The sequence below is a fragment of the Paenibacillus litoralis genome (genome assembly GCF_046244365.1).
In the GTDB taxonomy this organism is placed as follows: Bacteria; Bacillota; Bacilli; order Paenibacillales; family NBRC-103111; genus Paenibacillus_V.
The window spans coordinates 5,152,899-5,171,186 of the sequence record NZ_CP176395.1; the positions used below are offsets into that span (position 1 = coordinate 5,152,899).

Annotated in this window: 19 protein-coding genes; 7 read left to right on the forward strand and 12 right to left on the reverse strand. The window is 53.9% G+C overall.

The window, feature by feature from the left end; all coding sequences use genetic code 11:
* Positions 1-13: 13 nt before the first annotated feature.
* From ACKGJP_RS21620 to ACKGJP_RS21630, 3 genes are all read right to left on the reverse strand, one after another.
* Complete coding sequence (locus tag ACKGJP_RS21620) at positions 14-1,546, reverse strand: acyl CoA:acetate/3-ketoacid CoA transferase (protein ID WP_409340872.1); 1,533 nt, start codon at positions 1,544-1,546, stop codon at positions 14-16.
* A gap of 327 nt (positions 1,547-1,873) precedes the next feature.
* Positions 1,874-2,113, reverse strand: coding sequence for a hypothetical protein (locus ACKGJP_RS21625; protein ID WP_409340873.1), 240 nt, complete (start codon positions 2,111-2,113; stop codon positions 1,874-1,876).
* 179 nt (positions 2,114-2,292) lie between these two features.
* Positions 2,293-3,075 (reverse strand): MOSC domain-containing protein, encoded by a 783-nt coding sequence (locus ACKGJP_RS21630; protein ID WP_409340874.1) that lies wholly within the window; start codon positions 3,073-3,075, stop codon positions 2,293-2,295.
* Positions 3,076-3,215: 140 nt separating this feature from the next.
* Between ACKGJP_RS21630 and ACKGJP_RS21635 the strand changes: the two genes are divergently transcribed.
* Positions 3,216-3,509, forward strand: a complete 294-nt coding sequence (locus ACKGJP_RS21635) for an acetyl-CoA acetyltransferase (protein WP_409340875.1) — start codon at positions 3,216-3,218, stop codon at positions 3,507-3,509.
* A gap of 105 nt (positions 3,510-3,614) precedes the next feature.
* On the opposite strand, the gene ACKGJP_RS21640 is transcribed toward ACKGJP_RS21635, so the two are convergent.
* The 9 genes from ACKGJP_RS21640 to ACKGJP_RS21680 all read right to left on the reverse strand — a co-directional run bounded on the left by ACKGJP_RS21640 (position 3,615) and on the right by ACKGJP_RS21680 (position 12,858).
* Entirely contained in the window at positions 3,615-4,577 is a 963-nt protein-coding gene (locus ACKGJP_RS21640; protein WP_409340876.1) for an acetylxylan esterase, read from the reverse strand.
* Positions 4,578-4,669: 92 nt separating this feature from the next.
* On the reverse strand, positions 4,670-4,894 hold the full coding sequence (locus tag ACKGJP_RS21645; protein ID WP_409340877.1) for a hypothetical protein: 225 nt from the start codon (positions 4,892-4,894) through the stop codon (positions 4,670-4,672).
* Between the two features lie 113 nt (positions 4,895-5,007).
* Positions 5,008-6,414 carry an ATP-binding protein gene (locus tag ACKGJP_RS21650; RefSeq protein ID WP_409340878.1) on the reverse strand — a complete coding sequence of 469 codons (1,407 nt, stop codon included), beginning with the start codon at positions 6,412-6,414 and terminating at the stop codon, positions 5,008-5,010.
* The gene (locus ACKGJP_RS21655) at positions 6,393-7,088 is read right to left on the reverse strand and encodes a response regulator transcription factor (RefSeq protein WP_409340879.1); all 696 of its coding nucleotides are present in this window, start codon (positions 7,086-7,088) and stop codon (positions 6,393-6,395) included. The genes ACKGJP_RS21650 and ACKGJP_RS21655 overlap by 22 nt, the downstream gene beginning before the upstream one ends.
* Positions 7,089-7,107: 19 nt before the next feature.
* On the reverse strand, positions 7,108-8,487 hold the full coding sequence (locus tag ACKGJP_RS21660) for a hypothetical protein (RefSeq protein WP_409340880.1): 1,380 nt from the start codon (positions 8,485-8,487) through the stop codon (positions 7,108-7,110).
* Between the two features lie 74 nt (positions 8,488-8,561).
* Positions 8,562-9,488, reverse strand: a complete 927-nt coding sequence (locus tag ACKGJP_RS21665) for a polysaccharide deacetylase family protein (RefSeq protein ID WP_409340881.1) — start codon at positions 9,486-9,488, stop codon at positions 8,562-8,564.
* Positions 9,489-9,543: 55 nt separating this feature from the next.
* Complete coding sequence (locus tag ACKGJP_RS21670) at positions 9,544-9,915, reverse strand: hypothetical protein (protein ID WP_409340882.1); 372 nt, start codon at positions 9,913-9,915, stop codon at positions 9,544-9,546.
* 101 nt (positions 9,916-10,016) lie between these two features.
* Complete coding sequence (locus ACKGJP_RS21675; protein WP_409340883.1) at positions 10,017-10,730, reverse strand: FHA domain-containing protein; 714 nt, start codon at positions 10,728-10,730, stop codon at positions 10,017-10,019.
* 106 nt (positions 10,731-10,836) lie between these two features.
* A complete protein-coding gene (locus ACKGJP_RS21680) occupies positions 10,837-12,858 on the reverse strand; it encodes a penicillin-binding transpeptidase domain-containing protein (RefSeq protein WP_409340884.1) in 2,022 nt (673 codons plus the stop codon).
* Positions 12,859-13,091: 233 nt separating this feature from the next.
* Here ACKGJP_RS21680 and ACKGJP_RS21685 point away from each other — a divergent pair, with 233 nt between their 5' ends.
* The 6 genes from ACKGJP_RS21685 to ACKGJP_RS21710 all read left to right on the forward strand — a co-directional run bounded on the left by ACKGJP_RS21685 (position 13,092) and on the right by ACKGJP_RS21710 (position 18,267).
* Positions 13,092-14,096 (forward strand): ABC transporter substrate-binding protein, encoded by a 1,005-nt coding sequence (locus ACKGJP_RS21685; RefSeq protein WP_409340885.1) that lies wholly within the window; start codon positions 13,092-13,094, stop codon positions 14,094-14,096.
* 47 nt (positions 14,097-14,143) lie between these two features.
* Entirely contained in the window at positions 14,144-15,133 is a 990-nt protein-coding gene (locus tag ACKGJP_RS21690; RefSeq protein ID WP_409340886.1) for a FecCD family ABC transporter permease, read from the forward strand.
* A 1-nt stretch (position 15,134) separates the two neighbouring features.
* Positions 15,135-15,926, forward strand: a complete 792-nt coding sequence (locus ACKGJP_RS21695; RefSeq protein ID WP_409340887.1) for an ABC transporter ATP-binding protein — start codon at positions 15,135-15,137, stop codon at positions 15,924-15,926.
* A 91-nt stretch (positions 15,927-16,017) separates the two neighbouring features.
* The gene (locus ACKGJP_RS21700) at positions 16,018-16,518 is read left to right on the forward strand and encodes a HugZ family protein (protein WP_409340888.1); all 501 of its coding nucleotides are present in this window, start codon (positions 16,018-16,020) and stop codon (positions 16,516-16,518) included.
* Between the two features lie 47 nt (positions 16,519-16,565).
* Entirely contained in the window at positions 16,566-17,030 is a 465-nt protein-coding gene (locus ACKGJP_RS21705) for a DinB family protein (RefSeq protein WP_409340889.1), read from the forward strand.
* A gap of 163 nt (positions 17,031-17,193) precedes the next feature.
* A complete protein-coding gene (locus ACKGJP_RS21710; protein WP_409340890.1) occupies positions 17,194-18,267 on the forward strand; it encodes a M42 family metallopeptidase in 1,074 nt (357 codons plus the stop codon).
* The last annotated feature ends 21 nt before the right edge of the window (positions 18,268-18,288 follow it).

The window sequence follows — 18,288 nt, forward strand, 5'->3', positions numbered from 1 at the left end:
GCTTCATTCGCTTTCACCGAAATATCGATTCGTCCATCAGGCGCAGCTCCGGACTGATCGAAGGGCGAAAGCCCATTTGGGCAAGGACGTCCTTCTCCAAATCGATCCCCGGCGCGATTTCGGTCAGTTCAAGACCGTCCGGCACAATCCGGAAGACCGCGCGTTCCGTCACATACAGAACCGTAATGCCCTTCTGGCTGGCATAGGCGGCATTAAAGGTCAAATGGCCGATCCGGTCCACGAACTTCCGGTGGCGGCCCTCTTGCACGATGCATAATTTGCCGTCGGCCGCTTGTACGCGCAATCCGCCTGCCGTGAAGGTCGAGCAGAACACGACTTTCTTGGCATTATGGCTAATATTGATAAACCCGCCGCAGCCGGTAATCGATCCGCCGTATTTGCTGACGTTCACGTTACCTTGCGGATCGGCCTCCGCCATACCGAGAAAAGCGGTGTCGATACCTCCGCCGTCGATAAAATCGAACGCGGAAGGCATGTCCAGCACGGCATAGGGATTGGTCGACGCACCGAAGCTGAAACCTTTGGCCGGAATGCCGCCGATCGGCCCCGAATCGAGGACGAGCGTGAAATCGGTTCTGCCTTCCTCGCTGGCCACATAGCCGATCCCTTCGGGAATACCGATTCCGAGGTTGACTACGTCTCCTGCCGCAAGCTCCCGGATCGCCCTTCTCGCAATCATTTTGCGTTCATCGAGCCTCAGCGGCTCTAACCGGTCTCTAACTTCGCGGATTTGGCCCGTATAGGACGGATTGAACCGCTCCGTAAAGGATTGCGGATGATGCTCCGATTCGGCGACGACAACGGCATCGACCAACACGTTCGGCAGCACGACCTGCTGCGGATCGAGCGAGCCGCCGACGGCGAGCCGCTCCACTTGAACGATAACGATTCCGCCGCTGTTGCGCGCCGCTTGCGCAGCTGCGAACGTTTCGAGCGTGATCGCTTCTTTCTCCATCGACACGTTTCCGTATTCATCGGCCGTTGTTCCTCTCAGGAATGCGACATCGACCGGAAACGATTTATACAATAAAAAATCCTCGCCTGCCAGTTCGACGCGATCAACCAGTTCCTCGGCCGTCGCTTCGTTGAGCTTGCCTCCGGAATGCCGCGGGTCGACGAACGTGTGCAGTCCGACCTGCGTCAGCGTGCCCGGCTTGCCCGCCGCGATATCCCGGAACAAGTGGGCGATGACGCCTTGCGGGAAATTGTACGCTTCGATCTTCCCTTGAACCGCAAGCTTCGTAACAGCCGGCATCGCCACGAAATGTCCGCTGATTACCCGCTTCAACAACCCTTCGTGCGCGAGATGATCGAGACCTCGTCCCGAGCCGTCTCCTTGCCCGGTCGCACAGACAAGGGATAAGCCCATCGGGGCCTTTTCGTGCAAAAAACGCTTTTCGAGCGCGGATGTGAGCGCTTCGGGATGACCGGTTCCGACAAAACCGGCCACCGCTATCGTTTGATTGGACTGTACGAGCCCGGCTGCTTCTTCAGCCGTCAACAAGCGGACCTTTTTTCCGTACATGATGTTAGTTAGACCCCCGTAACTTCGAGAACGGTGCTGTTCACTATTTATTTGACCATAGGTTGTTTAATGGAAATGCACGTAGATTATTATACTCCTCGGGTCGGATGTCTGCAAAACAATAAATGACAACCTTTAAAGTAACTTACCGTTCATTCTGAGCATTCCCCCATTCGTGCGGGTAACGTGCGGAATAGGATAGAGAGATACCCACGAATCGTAAAGAGGCCAACCAGTAATATCCGGTTGACCCACTCATACGAAGAGGCAATCCCTCCGCCATTTTTACGGTTTTCAAGACAGCCTCTTTCACGAACGCTATGCTTTTCAGTAATACGGACCTTGGCCGTGCCCATGTCCGCCGCCATGATGACAGGGCGGGAAAGGCAAAATGTCCCGGATGCCGGATACCGGATAGTGAAACGTGGCGAACTGCGTATGGTACAAATATTGTAGAACATAAACTTCGTTCTGACGGACGCCGCAAATAACGCCCGAAACACCTTGGCCGTTCGCAAGCGAAATGCCGACATTGCGCCCAATCAAGTTCTGCGCTTTATGGAGCACCCCCGGGTTTCCCGGAATTCCGGGAGGAGCGGGAGGATAATGTGAAGGATTTTGCCCGTACATGCGCCGTCACCCTTTGCGGTAGTATAGACGTTCATCACAGCATATGTACGGGAACTCGCGCCGACTAGACGTTCGCCTACACGGGGCAAAAAAACACTCCCGATTCTATCGCGTTTCTATACCCGATTTTCCGCTTCCGCTATATACAGCGTATCCCCCACACGTAAGCTCCCGCTTGCAAGTACCGACGCATATAAACCGAAGCAGCCATCGAGTTCGGCTACTACCGTTCTCAGCAGTGTCGAATTCCTTTCGAGAGTATCCGGGTCGAGCCCGATCATGGAACAGCGTTCGCAGAGCAAATCCGCTTGAAAAACAGCGTTTCCGACAATCAGCCTGCTTCCGATCCAATTCTTCTCCGCAAAAGGAACGTCAGCGTCCAGCGAAATGACGATATTGGGGCGGAATCTTCTAATGTCCGCTTCATTGCCCCATAACGACTCCAGCTTACGCAGCGAGGGCTCCGTAATAAGCAGCACGCCGGCGGAGTCGACGGCTAGCAGACCGGGCAGATCGGAGGACGGATCCGAACCCGGCACGAAAGTCTCCATGTCGGCATGGCGTCCTTGCAAACCGGGAATCGTTCGCAGAAGCTCTTCCTCCCACTCCAGCAAACGTCCGTCCGGAGCCGAAATGACAACCTGAGGTACCGCCGCGTCCATCCCAGTCTCCGACTCCGAATGATCCGCCAGCCGTGCACGGTAAGACAGCAGCTCAGGAACCTCTCTCGCCGTTATGTAGCGGGACCAGCCTTGCTTGGTCCGATCCGTGAACGCGTAGCACCGGTCTCCGTACAACCCGTATGCCTCCACTTTGGTCTCCGGTATCCGCTCTCCCGCCATCGACTTGACCGGATAACGGTAAATGTCCTTCACAGTTCCAACAGGCGCTTGCTTCATGACGGCTTACTCCTTCCGCTTCACAGACTATTTCCTATTCGCGCGATATCGGTTATTCGCAGGGATGCACATAATGGCCGCCCATCCGGCATACGATGATAGAAAAGCCGGCGAAGCTGGCTCTGCCGGGAGGAATGCGCATGACCCAACCGCAAGAACGGTCCGTTTATCAGGCGAATTCCGAGACGCTGCAGGTTTTGCAGCAGGCAAGGGATCAAGCCTATACGACATGCAAGCAGCAAGTCAACCAAACCGTGCGCGTGCAATTATTAAACGGCATGTCGTATGAAGGCGTCATTGTGAATGTCGATCCGTACAATGTGTATTTGCGCGTCAACCCGTATACGCCGAATACGCGATTCTTTTACGGTCCGAACGATCTCATATTGACGCTGTCCCTTTACGTGCTGCTCGTTATCACTTTATTGGCCTAGAAAGACGTATCGCGCCGATCAAGCCTAAGCTCATTCCTAACTTTAGATTGGCATTATTCACGCTGTCAAAGGGATATCCGTCTATCTGGCGGGTATCCCTTCTTGTCATTGTCCCGCACGGGCCTGGTATTGCTCCATAAAACGCATGGCAAGCCGGTTATGATAGCCGATGTTCGTATGACCCATGAACGGATACGGGTGGATTTCCTTTTGGCAGGTCATCCGGTTATAAGCCGCATACACGGTTTCCGGCATGCATATCGTATCCTTCAGCCCGACGGAAATCATGACCGGAATGCGAATGCGCTCCGCCATATTCATGACGTCGAAATAGCTGACGGTATCGAGTACTTCCGCAAGCCTGTCCGGAAAGGTTGTCGTGAATTTGGACAGCTCCGTTAGCGAGCCCGTCGAATTGAGCATGCCGAAATCCATATGGCATAGGTTCGGAACATTCGCGACTACAAGCGCGGGCTTATCGCTCAAAGCGGCCGTCAGCAGAGCGAGGCCGCCGCCCTGGCTCGATCCGGTCACATAAATATGGGCCGGATCGATCCGTTCCTGCTTGCTCACCCATTCGACGGCTTTCAAGCAATCGATTGTAGTGGCCATATAATAGCCGTTGCGCTTATCCAGAATTCCTTGACTCACCCATCCGCTCGTCATGCCGAATTCGCTAGCCAAACGGTTGCCCGTCTCTCCGCCCTGCCCCCGAATATCGATGGCAAACACGCCATAGCCCATTAACAGCCACTGCGAATACTGCTCCGGATAGCCTTTGCCGCCGTGATAACCATGGAACGTTACGACGCAAGGCACCCGGCTTCCCTCTGCGGACTTCGGAAGAATATACCAGCCGTGTATCGGCGTATCGTCAAATCCCTCATAGGTAACCGCATATACATCCGCCTGGGCAAGCGGCGTCGCCTCGCGGACAACCGTCTCGCGAAGCGGCTTGTCCGCGAACTCCGCAAGCGTTTCAACCCAGAAGCGTTCCAAATCATCCTTCGCCGTCAACAGCGGCATATACGCTTTAAGCGTGGCGATTCTTTGTTCGATTGCGTTCACGTCATTCGTCCTCTCCCTGCCATTGATGCTTTTGGCCAACCCTGATTTTATCATGCGGCCGAGCCGCAGGAAAGTTCAATTTTACCCCCGGCTTATGCCGTGCCGAAGGCTTTTATCAGGGGCATAGAAGCCAGCGTTTGGATCGTGCAGCGCTCGCCGATTGTCGTGCCCTTAAGAAGTACGCAAAAATGCCCGAGCTCCACCCGTTCGCCAAGCACGACATCGTCTTCGATGACGACATGCTGGCCGATCCGTGCGGATTCAGGCACGCGATGATTCGGCATATGTGTCAGCATCCCCTTTACCCAGAAGTCCATATCCGCCGCTTCCGGCGGCTCCAATCGGCACGAGCCGTACTCTGGAGCACCGCTGCTTACTCAGTATATGGCCGGTTCCGCGGCAAAGTGATACCGTTAGCGTTCTGCTGCAATCATTTAGCCAAAGGCAACGATAACGTGACGACCGTTCCTTCGTTCAACCGGCTTTCCACCTTCAGGGTGCCCCCGTGCAGTTCCACCAGCTCTTTGCTTATCGATAATCCGAGTCCGTTCCCCGGACGGCTTGTACTCCCTTTATAAAACTTATCGGTAACGTGAGGCAAATCCTCCGGAGCGATTCCATCGCCGTTGTCTTGAACGCGTATGACCGCAAACGACTCCTCGCGCATCGTTTCCAGCCTGACTTCACCGCTTACAGGCGTAAATTTGATCGCATTGTCGATCAGATTGACAAGCACCTGCTTCAGCCGGTTGCCGTCGCCGGTGATTAACAGATTCTCCTCGCAAGTATCCACGCGAAAATGCAGCCCCTTCCTGGAGCCGCCAGCATGAAACTGATTGCCGATGTCCGAGGCAAGCCGGTTCACATCGACGGTTTCACGGACCATTTTAACCGCGCCCGCTTGCAGCTTCGAGAAATCCAGCAGCTCTTCGACCAGTCCGATCAGCCGCTCGGTTTCCTTCGTGATGACTTTTAGCCCGAGCTTCGTCTCGTCCCGGTCGTCCAGATCCCCGGAAAGCAGCGTCTCGCTCCAGCCCTTGATCGACGTTAGAGGCGTTCGAAGCTCGTGCGACACCGACGAAATGAATTCGTTCTTCAACCGGTCGTTCTTCGTAATTTCCTCGGACAAATAATTAAGCGTATCCGCCAGGCGGCCGATTTCATCGTCATTCCGCTTAATCGCCTTCTTGTTGAAATTGCCCCCGGCCATCACCTTCGCTACCGATGTCAGCTCGCGGATCGGTTTGACGATACGTCTCGCCAGCAGCAGGCTCATCGCCAGCGAGAGCAAAATAACGATCGACCCTGCGGCAAGCGCCAAGCGGGTAACGCGGGCGATCGCTTGGTCAACAAGCTCGAGCGAGGTCGTAAACCGGATGATGCCGATCGACCGGTCGTTTTCCCAGAGCACGTTCGAAATCGCCAATATTTTTTCGTGCGTAGCCGGATCCGTGCCGACCCAGCTTGCCGACTCGCCCTTCAGCGCCCGCTTGACATCGTCCGTGTTTATCGTAATTCCGGAAGCAAAACCGTTCGAATCGAGCACCAGCTTGCCGTTCATATCGATGATTTCGATTTTGGCCAGCTCGTCGGGGGACACGTTCTCGAAAATATATCTCGCCTTCTCTTGAATGAAGATTGCGGTAACGTATTGATTATAGAAAGCCGTCGTAACGGACGCTCGTTCCCGCATGGCTTCGACTGCGCTGCCGTAATAATATTGCTTCACCGTTGCAATAAACAAACCGCCGAGTACGGTAATGATAAACACGATAACGGCTACGAAACTCCATACGACTCTGCTTCTGACGCTTTTCAGCCTGGATCTTTTTTCCATAAATACCCGTATCCCCAAACCGTTTCGATAAAAGCCGGACATGACGAATCGTTTTCGATTTTTTTGCGGATTCGCCTAATGTTGACGTCGACGATCTTCAAATCGCCTACGTAGTGTCTGCCCCACACTTTGTCCAGAATGTCGTCGCGGCTTACGCTCTTCCCTTCATGCTCCATCAGCAGCTTGATCATGGCCAATTCGGTAGGCGTCACATCCAGCTCTTTGCCGCTCTTGAACAGCTTTCGTTCATCCAGCTTGATGACGAAAGGACCGGAGCGCAGCTCGTTTGCCTCCCGCTCATCCTGCCCTGGCTGAAGACGGCGCTGCAGCGCTTTGATCCTGGCGACGAGCTCAATCGGACTGAACGGCTTGGCGACATAATCGTCCGCGCCGAGCTCGAGTCCCTCCACTTTATCCGTATCCTGCGCTTTAGCCGTCAGCATAATAATGCCCATGCGCGGATATTTCCGGCGAAGCTCGCGGCATACTTCAAACCCGCTGATCGTCGGCAGCATCACGTCAAGCAGCGCGATCGCGATATCGTCCTCGCGTTCGGCCAGCTCCAGCGCCTCTTCGCCCGCAGCCGCCTCGATAACCTCCATGCCGCTGCGCTTCAGGTTGATGCGGACGAACCCGCGAATCGACTCCTCATCTTCAAGCAAAAGCACCTTCACGATCGTTCTTCCTTTCCGTTCACCTGACATACTCCATATAATGCAATCGCAGCAACGATTCCAGCTCCGTCTTATCCAACCGAAGATCCGCAAACGTTTTATTTTCCTCCGCCGATCCTTCCGGCTCCCCTTTGGGAAGCACTGCGTAAATCACGAAGCCGTTATTGGCCCCGACCATTTCATAATCCGTTTCGGCTTGAGCCAGCTGCTTCTGGCGCTCGCTCCAGGCACTTGCTTTCACGCCGACGATGGAGAGCAGCTCGAACCGTTTGCCGCCGTTTGCGCCTAGCGTGTAGAAAGCGGTCGTGATATCCGTTTTATCATCCTGCTTGGTTGCGGTATACCGTCCCCGCCATCTATCCGGAATATCGAAACGATAGCCGACACTGTTATCATAGTAGTTTTCGTAGACGGGGATGAGTCCGTTCCCGCCGTCCCATCGGTTCCATTCGTGAATCCAAGGCATAAATGCCATGGCATACCCTTCGGAGTCAGGCGGCTCCTTCAGGATGTCGATTTCGACGATGCCGTCACCGTTAATATCTTCATTGATCGTTGGATAAGCTTTAAAAGCAAACGTCCGGTCTTCCTTCCCGTCGCTTGCGAATACGTCGCGCAGCCGTCCCTTGTCCATAACGATCAGCGAAGTCATGCTGGAGTGGGCTCCTACGCTCATTTCTACGAAAACGCCTTTTTGCTGCGCTGTAGCAAGGCCGGTCTTCACCTGCACGAAGCCGTTTATGTACGACTCGAGCGGAAGCGTCTGGACAAGCGCAAGCTCGCTGTTCTTGATCGTATAGAGCAAAGCCTGCGACGCATGCTTCACGCGGTCGTTTTGGAACAGCACCAGATCGGTTCTGCCGTCGCCGTCCAGGTCGTCCGCAGCCAGATCGTCATATTTCAGCGATTGCAACTTTTGCGGCTTGCCCTGCTGCACCATATATACGGACAGATCCTTCGACAAGTCGCCTCCGCCCGCCCAGCCGATCACCATCTCCGGAACGCCGTCTCCGGTTAAATCGATAAAGTCGGCATAGTGAAGCTCCCGCCCGACGCCCTTCAGATCGCCGAGCTTGATCCATCCGTCTTCTTTCTTTTGCAGAATCAGAATGCCCAGCTCGTACTCATTCTTTTCATTTTTGTAAAAAGCGACCGTTTCCAGCTTCCCGTCGCCGTCCAAATCCGCTTCAACAATCGCGCTTGACTGCTTGGAATGAATCGGAACGGTCAGCTTAGCCGTTGCCGGCATAAACTGCATAACCGCTTGCTTTCTTTCCTGCTGGATGCTCGAAATTTGGGGCGACCTTAGCAGATCGACCGGAGACGAAACGAGCTGGCATCCCGATAATGCAAGCGACAGCGCCGTCAGCGCGCACCAACCTTTCCATCTGCTCGTCATGAATGACTCCTTTGCATGTCTAGTTCAACAACAACGCCCGCCTGTTCTTGCGGAACAGACAGGCGCTTTCCTTGTTATGGCTTGCTTGGATGAAGCTCAGGCACCGTTACGAGCGAGTAGCCGCCTTCCTGCAGCTCGCCGATCAGCTTTGGCAGCAGCTTTACCGTATTGTCGAGGCTCCCGTTTTTGCCGCCGAAGCTGTGCATGAGCACAATGCCTCCCGGCTTCATTTGCTTGCGAACCGTCTCCATCATCTCGTCCGGAGACACGCCCGCCCAATCGCGGGTATCGACCGACCAGTTGACCATTTCGCGGCCGGACGACTTCACTTCGTCTATCAGCGTTTTGGAAACCGCCCCGTAAGGAGCGCGAAACATGACAGGCGCCTCGCCGAGTATGCTTTTGAGCAATTGATCCGTTTTATCCAGATCCTGCTTGATTTCTTCCGTCGTCAGCTTGTTCAACTGCCTATGGCCCCAGGAATGGTTCCCGATCGCATGGCCTTCGTTCACAATTCGTTTGACGATATCCGGGTGCAGCTCGATTTGCTTGCCGACCAGGAAGAACGTCGCCTTTACCTGATGCTCTTTTAGAATATCCAATATTTGCGGCGTATATTTCGTGTCGGGCCCGTCATCGAACGTTAATGCGATCGGCTTGACATTTTTCTTATGTCCGGTTTCGGGTGCTTTGTTTGATTCCGCAGCGCCTTTCTCGGACCGCTCCACAGGCTTCGCACCGCCTGTCGGCAGTTCAGCGGCGTTGTCGTTCTTCTCTTTCGGTTTGTTTCCGTCATCGGTGCCGTGCTTAACCGTCTGCGTATCGGCATTTGTAACGACCGCCGCTTTGGCCGGCGCCGGCTCGTCTTGCACAACGACCGCATGAACGGCTTGCTCCGTTTCCGCTCCGCGATCCGCCGCATTGCTCGTCATATAAAACGAGGAATACAGCACTTTGCCACCGGCGCAGCCGCCAGCCAAAAACAGGATCCCCAACCACACAGCCAACATTTTCCTTCTTTTTCGCGCTCGCTTCTCTCTCATCCGGGTTCGCTGCCTATCTATCTGTATTTTGATTTCCAAACAACCTTTGCTGTTCTTCCTGGCTATCGGCTTTTGTCGAAGGTTGAGATTCGCAGTCGAAAGGATGTACTTCATAGTTTACTAGTTTTACCCGGTTACAATCAATGCTGCATATGGAATGAATGAGACCCCTATGTTCCAAACCAGATATACCATTAGCCAAAAGCAAACGATTCCCTCTGCTGCCACGCTGTAACGGGTTTGCCGTTCGTGCCATCCCCCCTGTATCCCCAATATCTCGCTTGTATCTTCTTACTCTCATCTTACCTTTACCGCCTTCAAAAGTAGTTACGAAACTATGACAAAATAGGTGGAATTTCGATAGATGGGGAATGGGTTTCGTCATATGGACAAGCCCCTAACGTCAAATCAAAAAAAAGAAGAGCTTCTCCGCAAGGAGCCACTCTTCTTCAACATTCATCCGGCCTATTGTCGCCGGCAACGGATCTACAGGGAGCCGGCCTCCGGCATTTCGCCGCTCTCTTCATACATATAGCCGACTCCCCGCACCGTTTTAATGGCGCAGTACGGCGTATCGATCTTCTTTCGCACCCGGTATACAAGAGCATTCAATTCTTCGATGCCTACGTCGGGAATGCCGTCTTCCTGAGCCGGTCTCTCCGGCCACACGCACTTCTTCAGCTCTTCGATCGTGACGAGCTCTCCTTCACGCTCCACCAACTGAACGAAAAGCAGCCATTCTTTCTCCGACATCGAAATGCGCTTCCCCGCCACATAGCATTCCCGCTTCTCTTTCTCAAGCATAACCGGCGCATGCGCAAGCTTCAGACGGTTAAGCAGCCCCTTCGTCTCCATTTCCAGCGTATAATCCGCGAACGCGTAGGCGAAGTGCATGACGACGGTTCCTTTGGCAAGACTGATGATGTCCGCTTCCTGCAGCCGGTACGGTTTGTACGGCTCTAGCGGCTTTCCCGCTAATTCCGTTCCGTGCTTGCTGCCGAGATCGTACAGCACCGCTTTGCCGTCTTCACGGCGAATCATCAAATGACGCCGGGAAATAAATGCATTGGATATAGGGATATCCGGTATGTAATCGTTGCTCGCCCGGCCGACCACGGTTTCTTCGGAAGCGATGTCGAAACGAACGCCGACCCGATCCGGATCCCCTCTCATGACATACAGGCTTGCAAATGGTTCCAAAGCGATGCTCCTTCTTTGTTGCCGGCATTTCGGAGTTAACCCCCGTAATAAAAATATAGAACGATAACGCTTGTAAAAGCAACACACAAAGATAGACAGCCCGGATTCATCGTAAATATTGCTTGAAAACCGCCTTTACTTTGGGAGACAGTAGATGGCTTCCGCCGCGTTCTTGAACGTTCTCGATCATAAGCGCGAGCAGCAGACGGGGCTTCTCCGTATTATAGGCAACGAACCAGCCGACTTCCTTCCCGGTCGTCCCTTTGCTTTGCTTAAGCTCCGCCGTGCCCGTTTTCGCCGCGATCGCGAGACCTTCTATCTTGGCGTCATGCCCCGTGCCGGCCGGATGATCCACCACTTGAATAAGATCGCTCGTTACTGCAGCCGCCGTCTCCGGACGAATCACTCCTTGCTTCCAAACCTTGCCTAGCGCAGTCTTCCCCTCTTCCAGCTCAAGAACCGGCGCTATCATATTTCCTCCGTTCACGAACGCCGTATATGCCGCCGCAACGTGTAGCGGATTCATCACAACCTCCCCTTGCCCGTAGCCGGAATCGGCCAGCTGGATGTCATTTTTCATCGCTTGGTTCGCAAGCTTCGAAACGTCCAGCGGATACGGAACGGGAAGCTGCTCGCCAAAACCGAATTTCCCCGCTTCCGCAAGGAAACGCTGCTCACCCATTTCAAGCGCCGTCTGCGCAAAATAGATGTTGTCAGAGTACAAAAGAGCTTTCAGCAGGTTCACCTTCGTCGCAGCCGCGGATACCCGGGTCACATAATAATTCCCCCATGTGCCGTCCTTCTTCCACTGCTTGCCCGCGATTTCCCGCTCCTGTTCCGGATCGATCGCATGCGTATCAAGCGCAATCGCAGCCGTTATCGGTTTGAAGGCCGAGCCGGGAGAGAACGTTCGGGCAAACCGGTTGAGGAGCGGCTTATCGGGATCCTCGTTCCACCGTTTCCACGTCTCCGCGGGAACCCCCGATACAAAAAGGTTCGGGTTATACGAAGGCGAGCTGGCTAGTGCCAGCACTTCCCCCGTTACCGGATGGATGGCTGCTCCAGCGCCGGCGTTCCCTTCGAGCTGCTTGAATACCTGCGCTTGCAGGGCGGAGTCGACGGTCAGCTTGATTTCGCTTCCGTTAACGGGATCCTTGCGGGTAATCGTCCCCTTTTCCTTGCCGTTTGCATCGACGATATAAATGCGGGCGCCGTCCGTTCCGCGCAGCCGCTCCTCGAATACTTGCTCCAAGCCCGCTTTGCCGAGGGCGTCATCCTCTTGGTATCCTTTTTCCTTCAGCCGTCCCCACTCTTCCGCGTTCATTTTGCCGACATAGCCGATCAAATGCGCCGCAGCTTCATCGAGCGGATAGGCGCGTACTTTTTTGGGCTGCGATGCAACCCCTTTGACCGAACGGATCGTTAGAAGCTTCGGATCATTTGTAGAAACGATCGAAAGCGGAACAAAATAATCCGGCTTCACCCAGGATGCTTGCCGTTTACTATCGATATCCTGGACGCTCATTTGCAGCAGCTCCGCCAGCTTTTTGATCGATTCCTCAGCCGGTTCAGACAAATCCTTCGGCACGATTCCGATTGCTAGCTTCTCCTCATTGACGGCAAGACCGTAACCGCTCCGGTCGACAATTTCGCCTCGTTCGGCTTTAAGCACTTGCACCCGCACTTTATCTCCGTCTGTCATTTGCGGGAACAAGAGGCCGGGGGTCCACTCCACATGCCATTCATTATGCTCGAGCACCATCGGAACGGTTTGATCGAATTCGACGGCACCGGCGATCGTGTTCATTTGAACATGGATACCGAACGTATCGCGGGTATTCCCCGCTTCCTCATCGTGAGACGCAAAGGCAAGCTTGATGTTCAAGTCAGAAGCGGAAATACCGCTGTAAATGGATGTATGTTTCGTTACGAAGTCTTCTTTGGCAACTGTCGCTTTCGCGCCGTCGGTAAGCTTCTCGTACATGCTCCCGTAATCGCCCTTCATCCAGGCCGACAAATAAGCTTGCATGCCGTCGTCCGATGACGGAACCTTGTCCTTGCAGCCGTACACGATTCCCATCAAGATTATGGCCATTATCCAGACCAGCCCTTTTTTACTCACGCGCACGCAGAATCACCCCTTCTATATTTCCGTTCAGTGTAAGGGAAAACGGCCGGGCATTACATGACTGAAGAATAAGAAATGGCTAACAAAAACCTAATAGCCGTTTTCCTATCACCGCTAATTGATAATAATAATTTTTCTCAATTGGGATTGAAAGCAAATTACTTCCATGCTATCCTAGAGAAATGTGTGATATTGAGAATCAATATCATCTATAATGATAAAGGGGTGTTCACATGAATAAGAAATCTCGCAAATGGGCTTTGTGCGTGAGCGTGCCTTTGCTCGCCGCGACAGTAGCCTGCAGCAGCAACCAACCGGCCGCGTCTCCTTCGCCCTCCGCAAGCGGTACCCAAGGAGCGGCCGCTTCCTCCTCTCCAACCGCTGCACCTAGCAAAGCTCCGTCTTTTAAAGTGGACGAAACGAAAGCTGCCGAGCTTCAGGCTCAATTCGGCCAACAAGCGCCTGCTAAAGTAGTCAGCGCATCCGTGGCCATTGCCGAGATTCTTAATACGCTTGGCATCATGCCTGTCGGCGTTCCAACCTCCACGATCGCGCTCGCCGACGAGCTTAAGAACGTGCAAAAAATCGGCTCCGCCCTTAAGCCGGACGTCGAGCAAGTGACGAAGCTGCAGCCGGACGTCGTGCTTGGTCCCTCATCGATCAAGGATTCCTTGGAAAAGCAATTCAAGCCGGCGAATCTGAAAACCGCCTACATTCCGACCGACTCACTTGAAGAGCTAAAGCTCTCCATGGTGGTCTTGAGCCGTGTATTCAAGCAGGAGCAGAAGGCAAACGACTTCTTCGCCAAGCTGGACAAACAAGAAAGCGATGCGCTGGCTGTAGCCAAAGGAAAAACGGCGCCGAAAGTCATGTTCCTGTTCGGCTCGGCGGAATCGTTCATGCTGATGAACGAGAATACGTTCCCAGGCAGCTTGGCCAAAAAGCTCGGCGCCTCCAACGTGGTGTCGGATGTGCTTAAATCCAAAGAAACGTACGTCGCGCTTAACATGGAGAACGTTGTTACTGCTAACCCGGATGTCATTCTGCTCGTCGCTCACGGCGATCCGGACGCCGCCATCAAGAAATTCGAGGAAGACGTCAAGAAGAACGGCGCTTGGGAAAAGCTGAACGCATTCAAGAACAGCAAAGTAAAAGCGCTGGACTACAACACGTTCGGCGTCGCTTCGATTGTCAAAGCACCTGACGCATACAAAGAATTAGCGGCAAAACTGTTCTGATCTAGTAAAGTCGACGACGCGTTATCCGTTGAATTGGAGGAAGGCAAGTGCTAGAGCATAATAAAACGAAGGGCGTCACGATCGGCATTACGTTCGTCCTGCTTGCGATTGCAATCATACTATCGATCGGTCTCGGAAGCGTTCGATTCTCGCCCATTGAAATCGTGACGGCTCTGGTCGGCAAGGGCGGAGACGTTTCGGACACGATTCTGTGGGATATACGCATACCGAGAGTGACGCTGGCGGTTCTGATCGGGATCAACTTGGCGCTCTCCGGTGCGCTCCTCCAGGCGGTCATGCATAATCCGTTAGCCGATCCCGGACTAACCGGGGTATCGAGCGGCGCTGCAGTCGCGGTATTGTTCATCCTGCTGGTCGTGCCGACCTATTCCTCGTGGATTCCCCTATTCGCCATCGTCGGAGGCTCGGCAGCGGCGATTATGGTATACGCGCTGGCTTGGAAGAAACGGGGAATCACACCGATTCGGGTCATTCTGTCCGGCGTTGCCGTCAACTCCGTATTCGGCGGCATCATCGCCCTGCTGTCCATTCTATACAGCGATAAGCTTCCTGCGGCTTTGCAGTGGTTGAACGGCAGCATGTCCGGCAAAGGAATGGGCGACGTGACCGTCATGCTCCCTTATTCCGTGGTCGGATGGATTGCAGCGCTGTTCTGCATCCGGCAAGCGAATGTTTTACGGTTAGGCGAGCAGGCTGCCCTCAATTTAGGCGAAAATATCAACCGGATACGGCTCGTTCTCTCGTTTATCGCCGTCTATTTGGCGGCCGTTTCGGTATCGACCGTCGGCATGGTCGGTTTTGTCGGACTCGTCGTGCCGCATATGGCACGCATGCTGGTAGGCTCCGATTACCGGAACATGATTCCGATGAGCATCGGTTTGGGGGCGCTTGTTCTGCTCACGGCCGATACGATTGGCAGATCGCTGTTCGCCCCGCTCGACATACCGGCCGGTATCGTCATGGCCGTCGCAGGGGGACCTTACTTCCTATACTTGATGAGAAAAGGGGATGTTTAACATGCTCGAAGCCAAGGACTTGACGATAAGTTACGACGGCAACAAAATTGTGAATGCCTTCACTCTCCAAGTAAACGAAGGCGAAATCGTCTCGATCATCGGTCCGAACGGCTCCGGCAAATCGACTTTGTTGAAGGGCATGTCGAGACTCATTCCCTGCGAAAGCGGCCGCGTCTGCATTGCCGGTCAAGAACTCCGTACGATGCACAGCAAGCGGATTTCCCAAATGATGTGCATCTTGTGCCAATCGAATCAGACGCCCTCCGATATGACGGTGGAAGAGCTTGTCTCCTACGGACGCCTTCCCCACAAAAAGTGGTATGAGCGGCTGACCGGCGAAGATTACGAAATCGTGGATTGGGCGATCGAGCAAACCGGCATGGTTCCTTTTCGCAAGCGTCTCGTCGTTTCTCTGTCCGGAGGCGAAGCGCAGCGCGCCTGGATTGCAATGGCTTTGGCCCAGCGCCCCAAGGTGTTGCTGTTGGACGAACCGACCACTTACTTGGATATCGCCCATCAGCTTGAAGTGCTCGAGCTGGTGAAGTCCGTCAACCGGGAGCTCGGCATCACGATCGTCATGGTGCTTCACGATTTGAACCAAGCCAGCGCGTACAGCGACAAGATTTATGTGATTCAGAAAGGCCATCTGGCCTTCACCGGCAAACCGCGCGACGTATTGACTCCGGATATTATCCGCGACGTATACGGGGTAGAAGCGGAAGTTCAGTTTACGCCGGACGCCGTCTACCCGCGCATCCACCCGCTGAGGAAAGCTCAGCCCATCGCATTGTAATTAATGGAATTGGGGCCTCCGCAAAGTACAGGGAATTTGCCCCGAAGCATAAGCTTCACTTTGCGGGGATCGAATACAAGGAGGAATCGGTATGAAGCAAATCGATATGGAAGCGACAAAACTGCGTTACGTTGAATTCGTAGAAAGTCGCAAAACGCTAGTCATCAGCAGCTTGGACGAGGAAGGCTTTCCTTTTATCAGCTATGCGCCCTTCGTGAAAAAAGACGGGAAGCTTTATATCTATATCAGCAAAATTTCCGATCACTACAAATATGTCGAAACGAACGAGCGGATCCATGTCCTGCTGATCGCCGACGAAACGCAATCGCAGAACGTCTTTGCTAGAGAACGCGCCCGCTGGGCCTGCTCGTCCGTAAATCTCGGCAACGAAGGCAACGAGGATATTTTCCAGCTGTTCAACGAATCGTTCAATGAAAAGCTGATGGGCATGCTTCGCGGCTTGGACTTTTCTTTATTCGAACTCACGCCGATCTCAGGCCGTTATGTCGTAGGCTTCGGTCAAGCATTCGACGTCGACCTGTCGGGCGACAAATTCGAGCATGTCGTAGTTGACCGTAAAGATAAGGAATAGCCCTATTGTACGATAGGATCCCATTGATTATTTAAGGAGGGATACGGATGTCATTCGAAGCTGTTTATCCGATTTGGAGAACGGTCCGGGACCGTTTCCAAAAATCGATGCAAGGCTTGAAGGAAGAAGAATTAAATCTTAGGCTTTCGGACGATACATCCTCCATCGGCCACATGCTGCGGCATAATGCCGAGGTGGAGTACATGTTCGCAGATTGGTTTTTTGGCAGCGCCGTGCCTGAAGGGGTTACGTTCCTGACAAGCGGCCCTCCGAAGGGCGATATAACCTTCTCCGGTCTTGAAGAGATGCTGGCTTTCTCGGAAGCCTCGGACCGCCATTTGTCGGAGGCGATGAGAGCGCTGCCCGAAGATGCGTGGGATCGGCCGGTTTCTTCTCCGATCGGCTCTTCTACCCCTCGCGAAGCGTTCGGAAGAACGCTGTATCATACGGGGCTGCACGCCGGTCAAATCTCGTTGATCCGCAAATGCGCACAGCCGTCAAGCCTTGCTTGATAAGCCCTGCAGCCATTTTTAACCCGATGCCGTTCTGGCGCCGGGTTTTTCCTTTTTTCGCGGGACAACCGAATTGACTTTCAATTTTAATGTGAGTATGGTAAAAGAGATAAGCGGCATTTCGCCAAATCAAATACAAGGTGCCGCACCGGAAGGGAGAACCATGAATAACGAAACCTTAGAATTGTTCCGTACCTTGACGGAGCTTCCGGGAGCGCCGGGCTTCGAACATGAAGTACGCCGCTTCGTTCGTGCGGAAATGAGCAAAGTAACCGAGGAAATCGTGCAGGACCGGCTGGGCAGCATATTCGGCATCCTCAGGGGCGACGCACAAGGACCTAAAGTGCTGGTCAACGGCCATATGGATGAAGTCGGATTTATGGTAACCTCGATTAGCGAGCAAGGCATGATCCGTTTTAAAAATCTCGGCGGCTGGTGGAGTCAAGTGCTGCCGGCGCAGCGCATGCAGGTCATCACCAAGAGCGGACCGGTTATCGGCGTGATCGGCTCGACGCCCCCGCATTTGCTTGAAGAATCGCAGCGCAGCAAGCCGATTGACATGAATACGATGTTTCTGGATATCGGAGCGGATCATAAAGAGGATGCGCTGGCACTCGGCATTATGCCCGGGCAGCAAATCGTGCCGATCTGTCCGTTCACCCCGCTGGCCAACCCCAAGAAAATCATGGCGAAAGCATGGGATAACCGGTTCGGCGTCGGCCTTGCGCTCGAGCTGCTGAAAGAAATGAAAGGCAAGGCTCATCCGAATATTTTATACAGCGGCGCCACCGTACAGGAGGAAGTCGGACTGCGCGGCGCTCAAACCGCTGCCAATCTCGTGAATCCGGATATATGCTTTACGGTAGACTGCGGCCCGGCCAACGACGCTACAGGCGACAAGAACGCATTCGGACATCTCGGCAAGGGGACGGTCATGCGGCTGATGGACGCGTCCATCGTTCCTAACCGTGCGCTAATCGAGTATATGCTGGATACGGCGGAAACGAATAAAATCCCTTACCAGTTCTTCGTCTCCAACGGGGGAACCGACGCCGGCCGCGTCCATATGCACGGCATCGGCGTTCCGACTGCGGCTCTCGGACTGTGCGGACGTTACATCCATACGTCGGCCTCGATCATCCACGTGGACGATTATGCCGCTACCAAGGAGCTTCTTATCAAGCTGATCGAGAAAATGGACTGGACGACGCTGAACACGATTATCGAAAACGCATAAGGACAACAGACTCTATTTTCG